4 protein-coding genes are annotated in these 6,420 nt (G+C 72.1%); all 4 read right to left on the bottom strand.

Annotated elements, in window-relative coordinates:
* Window positions 1-497: 497 nt before the first annotated feature.
* Entirely contained in the window at window positions 498-4,154 is a 3,657-nt protein-coding gene (locus DBR36_RS07210; protein WP_181373518.1) for an efflux RND transporter permease subunit, read from the bottom strand.
* Window positions 4,155-4,168: 14 nt separating this feature from the next.
* Window positions 4,169-5,311 carry a beta-ketoacyl synthase N-terminal-like domain-containing protein gene (locus DBR36_RS07205; RefSeq protein ID WP_108318221.1) on the bottom strand — a complete coding sequence of 381 codons (1,143 nt, stop codon included), beginning with the start codon at window positions 5,309-5,311 and terminating at the stop codon, window positions 4,169-4,171.
* The gene (locus tag DBR36_RS07200; protein ID WP_108318220.1) at window positions 5,308-5,856 is read right to left on the bottom strand and encodes a hypothetical protein; all 549 of its coding nucleotides are present in this window, start codon (window positions 5,854-5,856) and stop codon (window positions 5,308-5,310) included. Before DBR36_RS07200 ends, DBR36_RS07205 begins: the two co-directional genes overlap by 4 nt.
* A partial coding sequence (locus DBR36_RS07195; protein ID WP_219927628.1) for an MFS transporter occupies window positions 5,853-6,420 on the bottom strand: 568 nt, incomplete at its 5' end. The genes DBR36_RS07195 and DBR36_RS07200, both read right to left, overlap by 4 nt.

Genomic DNA, 6,420 nt, shown 5'->3' with positions numbered 1-6,420 from the left:
ATCCGAATCCGTGTCGGTCGGCGCGTCAGAGATCGCGGGGGTGGGGCTCAGCGGGGCGGGTTGTGCCGGGCCCCGCTCCTCCGGCGTCGGCACTTCCGCTCTCGGTCGAGCGGACGCGGGAGCCGCGTCGCGCGCGGCGACCCGCGCCTCGAGCTCGATCAGGCGGCTGAGCGCCGCGGGGTCGGCCGAGATATCACCGTGGGGGCGTAAGCCCGTCGGCGCAGCGCCGCCAGCTCGTCTTCTTCGTCGATCGGCATGGGGCGATTCAACCAAGAGCGGCCCGCGCCATCGCGCGCGACCCGCGCGGAGATACTCCCCGAGGTCCCCGAGCGTCGGCCCAGAACTCGCGACGTGATCACGAGGGGGTATGCCCCGCGACGAAGGGGACGACCGGTGATCGCAGGGCGCGGGTCTCGCGCCCGGGGGCGCGAAGGCTCCCGGGCGCGAAAGATCCCACACCCCGAACGCGAGAGCACTCGGCGTGGGCGGGACGGCGGTTACGCGGGCCGACGGCGCTCCCGGCGTCGCTGGGCGCTGCGCTCGATCAGCAGGTAGAGCACCGGTACGAACACCAGCGTCAGCAGGGTCGAGGTGACGAGTCCGCCGATGACCACGATCGCCAGGGCGTGGGAGATGAACACCCCGCCACCGGTCAGCCCGAGAGCCATCGGCACGAGGGCGAGGATCGTCGCCGCCGCGGTCATCAGGATCGGACGCACGCGAAGCCGCGCACCGTCGATCACGGCTGACGCGAGGTCGTGGCCTGCGGCCCGTCGCGCGTTGATCAGGTCGACGAGCACGATGGCATTCGTGACGACGATGCCGATCAGCATCAGCAGGCCGATCATCGCCGGCACCCCGAGCGGGGTGCCCGTGGCCAGCATCAGCGCGATGGCCCCGGTGGCGGCGAACGGAATCGACACGAGCAGGACGAGCGGCTGCACCAGACTGCGCAGCGTCGCGGCCATGATCAGGAAGACGATGCCAATGGCCGCGAGCATCGCGAGCCCGAGCTGCGTGAGCGCGTCGTCCTGCTCCGTCGCGGCTCCGCCCAGGCGCGCTGTCACCCCGCCCGGCAGATCGAGCGAGCCCAGGGCTGCGCCGACGTTCTGCAGGATTGCAGACGGATCGTCGCCGGTCGGCGTCGCGGTGAGCGTGATCGCGCGAACGCCGTCGGTCCGGGTGATCGTCGAAACGCCGGTCGCGCTTTGAACGGTCGCGATGTCTCGCACCTGGATCGGCGTCGCCGTCACCTCGGACAGCCCCTTCTGCCGATCCGCGAGGGCGGCCGCCTTCGCGCGCTGAGAGGTCTGCTCCTCACGCGTTTCGATCAGCGTGTCCACCTGCTTCCCGAGCTGCTCGATCGTGCTCTTCGTCTGCGCGATCGCGTCTTGGAGCTGCCCGATCTGTTGGCGTCGCTGCTCCTCGGCCAGAGCGGCGGACAGAGCGTCGACCTCCGCTCGTGCCTCCGCCGCGTCCCGAGCGGCAGCCTCCGACGGATCGAGGCCGGAATCGACGGGGGACGTCGAGGACGACGGTGCGGGGACGGGGGCGGCGTTCAGCGCGCCGAGCTGGGCGACGAGGTCGCTCAGCTGCCCCTGCGCCTGCGCGCGGGCGCCGCGCGCGTCGGTCAGCTGCTCCGCCAGGTCGCGGTCCTGTTGTGCCTCCGCGTCGACCTGGAGCGCGCTCTGGTCGGCGGCGAGTGCGTCTGCGGCTCTCTTCTGCGCGGCGGCCTGCTGGATCGCCGACACGGGGAGCTCGAGCGCACCGATCTGATCGGGTGAGGAGTCGCTCCCCTGACCGCGCAGAACAACGTCGAGAGTGCGGCCATCGATGTCGACGGTGCCGGTGACCGTGCCCCGGAGCGCGTCCTGGATCGCGCGTCCGACGTCGGCCTGGGTGAAACCGTACTGGGCGGCGCGCTGGTGGTCGACAGCGACGGAGAGCAGCGGCAGGTCCGCCGCCGCGTCGCTGCGGACATCGTCGAGATCAGGGAGATCATCCAGCGCCGCCTGCACCCGCGCGGCTCCGGCCGCTCGCGCCTGATCGTCGCCCCCGGACACCGTGACGGTGAGGTCGGACCCCCCGGCTGAGGAAGCGTTCTGCACGATGACCTGACCCACGTCGGCGAGGTCGGCGAACTCGGCGCGCAGGCGGGTCACCGTGGCCTCGACATCGGCGTCGGGTTGGAGGAGCACGGTGTGCGCGGCGCTGTCGCCGCTGACGGTCGTCAGGGTGTTCACGACGTCGTCGTCGCGGTTCAGGATGGCCTCGAGGCGTGCCGCGCGATCGCTCGCGGACACGAGCGACGTGCCAGGCGGCAGCGTCTGGATGACCGACACCGTGGGACGCCCGCCGCCGTCGTCGAGGAAGTTCTGCCGCAGCGCCCCGGAGGCACCGATGGTCAGGGCGAACACGAACGCACCGACGATGAGCGTCGCGATCGGACGGCGCAACGAGAGGTGCAGAACCGGGAGGTACAGGCTCTGAAGCCGATCGAACGGTTCACTCTCGGCGCGTGATCCCGGCGAGGGCACGGGTGCCGGAGGGGGGTCGCCCCGCCGCGCGCGCCTCTGCTCGTGATGAGCCGCCCACCGCGCGCGTCGCTCTTCTTCTCGCGCGCTCATCGCCGCCTGCCGCGCGTGCCGCGTGCGTGCCCCCTCGGGTGCCGGCGGCCGCGCGGACCGCCGCCGCAGGAGAGAGGAGGCCAGCACCGGCACGACCGTCAGCGAGACCAGGAGCGACCCGAGCAGAGCGACCGTCACGGTCACGGCGAACGGCCGGAGCAGTTCGCCCGTGGTTCCCGGCACGAACGCGATGGGAAGGAAGACCGCCACGGTGGTCAACGTCGACGCCGTGATGGCCCCGGCCACCTCGCGCACCGCCCGCACGAGGCGCGGGGTCGTCAGCTTCTCGATCCGCTCGTGCCGCGCGATGTTCTCGATGACGACGATGGAGTCGTCGACCACGCGCCCGACGGCGATGGTGAGGGCCGCGAGGGTCAGGATGCTCAGGGAGAAACCGCCCACCGCGAGGCCGATCATCGCGATCAGCACCGACAGGGGGATCGAGATCGCCGTGATGATCGTGGCCCGGACCGACAGGAGGAAGACCAGGATCACCGCGATCGCGAAGACGAGCCCGAGGACTCCCTCGGTGGTGAGATCGTGCAGCGACTGCTCGATGTACGGGGCCTGGTCGAAGATCGTCGTGAATTCCACGCCGGGAGACAGCGCATCACGCTGACTCTCGAGCACCCGGCTGACCGCGTGCGAGACCGCCCCCACGCTTGCTTCCGGGGTCTTGGTGATCGACAACGTTAGTGCGGGCTCGTGCCCCAGCCGCGCGAGCGAGGTCTGCGGGGCGCTCTCGATGGCGACATCCGCGACATCCCCGATGGACACAGGGCCCTTCGCCGTCGGGATGACCAATGCGGCCACCTCTTCGACGGAGACAGGAATGCCGCCCACCTCGACGGCGCGCACCGTCGCGCCGTCGAGGCTCGTCCCCGCGGGCGTCACCACCACGGATGCCGTCAGCACCTCGTCGACCTGGGCCGCCGTGACCTCTTTCGCCGTCGCGTCGGCCGGGCGCACCGTGACGACGAGCTGCTTCTCGTCGACCCCCGCCACCGTCACATCGCGCACGCCGTCGACCGCCCTTAACGCCGGCACCAGCGAGCGCTGGAGCTGCGCACTCAGATCGGACAGATCACCGGCCGACGTCACCGCGAGTTGCACGGCCGGGAGGTCGTCCGTCGAGTCGGTGTAGGTCTCGAGCGTCACACCCGCCGGCAGCGACGACCGGATCCCGGCCGTGGCGGATCGCACGTCAGCGATGACCTGCTGCGCATCGCGCCCGTCCGTCCATCCGGCCGTCACCCGGGACACACCGGCGCTCGAGGTCGACGTCACCGTCTGGACACCCCGCACCGCTCTGACGGCCTCCTCCACAGGAACCGTCACCTCGCGCTCCACCGCGGTCGCCGACGCGCCCGCGTAGGTCGCCACGACCGACACGCTCGGGGGCTGCAGCGACGGCAGGAGTTCTTGCCGCAGACCCGCCGCGGCGACCACGCCGGCGACGACGACGAACAGCGACAGGAGGATGACGACAAGGCGGTTGGCGAGGCTCAGCCTCGTCAGCGAAGACACGGATGGGCTCCTTCTCAGCCGGGTGGGGTGAACCCGGACGGGCGATGCGGACGGACGGAGGGGCTGCGCCGGACCAGCACGCACGCGTTGTTGCCGCCGAAGCCGAAGGCATTCACGAGCACGTGATCCACGCGCCGGCGCGGGCGGATCGCGGGGCCCTCGACGAGGAGGTCGACGCCGTCGGCGACGAGGGGCCGACGCAGACCGATGGTCGTGGGCAGCACCCCGTCGCGCACCGCGGACACCGCCACGATGAGACCGGGGAAGCCGGAGGCGTGCAGAAGGTGGCCGAGAGCGCCCTTGTGCGACGACACCGGAAGCTCCGAAAGGCCGCGCTCCGCGGCGAGGCGGGACACCGCCTCGATCTCGGCGGCGTCTCCCTGCACGGTTCCGGTCGCGTGCGCGTGCACGTAGTCGACGCCCGGCGCTCCGGCATCCCGGATCGCACGGGTCATCGCGTCGAAGACGATCGCGGTATCGGATGCCGCCGACGACGCCCCACCGATCTCGGCGACCGAGGCGCCCAGTTCTGCGAGAGGCACGGCCCCGCGGGCGAGAGCGGTGGACGCGCGCTCGAGGAGCGCGGCGCCCGCCCCCTCGCCGATCAGGATGCCGTCGCGCTCCCGGTCGAAGGGGCGAGACGGTACCGTGCCGATCGCTTTGACGACGCGCAGGCTCTCGCTCGCGCAGGGGGTGCACACCGACACGCCGGCGACGAGGACGGCATCGTGTGCCCCGCTCCGTATCAGCCGCTCCGCGAAGTGCACCGCGAACAGGGCGCTCGCGCAGGCGTGCGAGATCACGAGCGGGTGCTCCCAGCGATGAGGTCCGACCTCGACCGCGGTGGGCGCGTAGAGCGGGTTGTCGCTCGCCGCCGGCGCGGGGGCCTGGCCCGCGAGGAGCAGGACGGGCGGAGCCCCGTCCTCGGGCCAGCGCGCGCCGCGGAGCGCTTCGTTGATCGCGGCGGGGAGCCACCGGCGGGGCTCCTCCTCGTCGAGCAAGGTCGGATCGATCGGGCGCGTCGCCGGGTCTTCTGCGGGGGCGAACGCCGGCGGCCGCCCCTCCGCGAGACCGTGCACGAGTCGCGGCACTCCCCGGCCGTCGACGGTGCCGTACGCCGAAACGGCGCCGAGTCCGGTGAACACCACGGCGGTCACGATCCGCCTCCCCCGGCTCGCGGCGACGCGACATGGGCCGCCCACACGTCGCAGTCCTCGGGTTCCGGCCCGTACAGCTCGAAACGCACCACGAGAGCGGAAGAACACGCGCTCGTCACCGCGCTCGCGAGGACGGGGTTGAAATCGGATGCCACGATGACGGCGCTGCGCGGCCGTCCGGCATCGAGGGCCACGAGGGCTGCCCGCACCGTCTCGGACGTCTCCATGCCGGTCGAGTCCGTCGGTCGCACGCGCCGCGACTCCTCCACGGCCACGACGAGTCGTCGCGCGAACGCCGTGGCGAAGGAACCGGCGAAGACGAGCAGCAGATCGACCGTCGAGAGGGAGGAGCCGACAGCGGGCATCAAGACCTCGAGGCAGCGCCGCAGGGCCACCTGCGGCGTTCGACGCGCGGCATCCGGAATGATCTCGAGAGCGAGCGGAGCGCCGTCGAACGGCCCGGCCGCGTCGCTCCCGGCGAGGAGGGCGCGCGCCCCGATGTCCGCGCGCGCACTCGCCCCGACCCAGCACGAACGGCCCGTCACGGCCTCTCCCCCGGTTCCGGACCGCGGGGCACGGGTCGGTCGGCGACGCCCATGGCTCGCAGCGCCAACGGTCCTGCGCACGCGCCGAGCAGAGCGACGATCGCGAAGAAGACACAGGCGAGCTGCCACGACCCCGCCTCGTAGGCGACTCCCGCGAGCGCCGTGCCGATCGCGCCACCCGCGAGCGCAGCCGCCTCGTACGCGCCCATCGCCGTCCCGAACGCCGAGCCGTCGACCGACTCCGCGACCGCCTCCTGCTCCACGGGCACGACGACGGCCCACGCGACGGCACTCGACACCCACAGGATCGCAATCATCAGCGGACTCGACGCGAGCGCGAGCCCCGCGGCGAAGGCGGCACTGAGCACCCCGGCCGCGAGCAGCGCTCGACGCCGCCCGATCCGCACCACGACGAGGTGCAACGGCCGCGGGAGGACGGCGAGCGCGATCGCACCGGGGAGGAACACCCAGGCGGTCTCGACCACACCGAGACCGAAGTGCTTCTGCATGTGGATCAGCAACAGGATGCCGATCCCCGCCTCGGCCGCCATCGATCCGACCACG

The organism is Microbacterium sp. HMWF026 (genome assembly GCF_003061325.1).
In the GTDB taxonomy this organism is placed as follows: domain Bacteria; phylum Actinomycetota; class Actinomycetes; order Actinomycetales; family Microbacteriaceae; genus Microbacterium; species Microbacterium testaceum_E.
The sequence above is the reverse complement of the archived record's forward strand: the minus strand, read 5'-3'. Positions and strand labels throughout refer to the sequence as shown.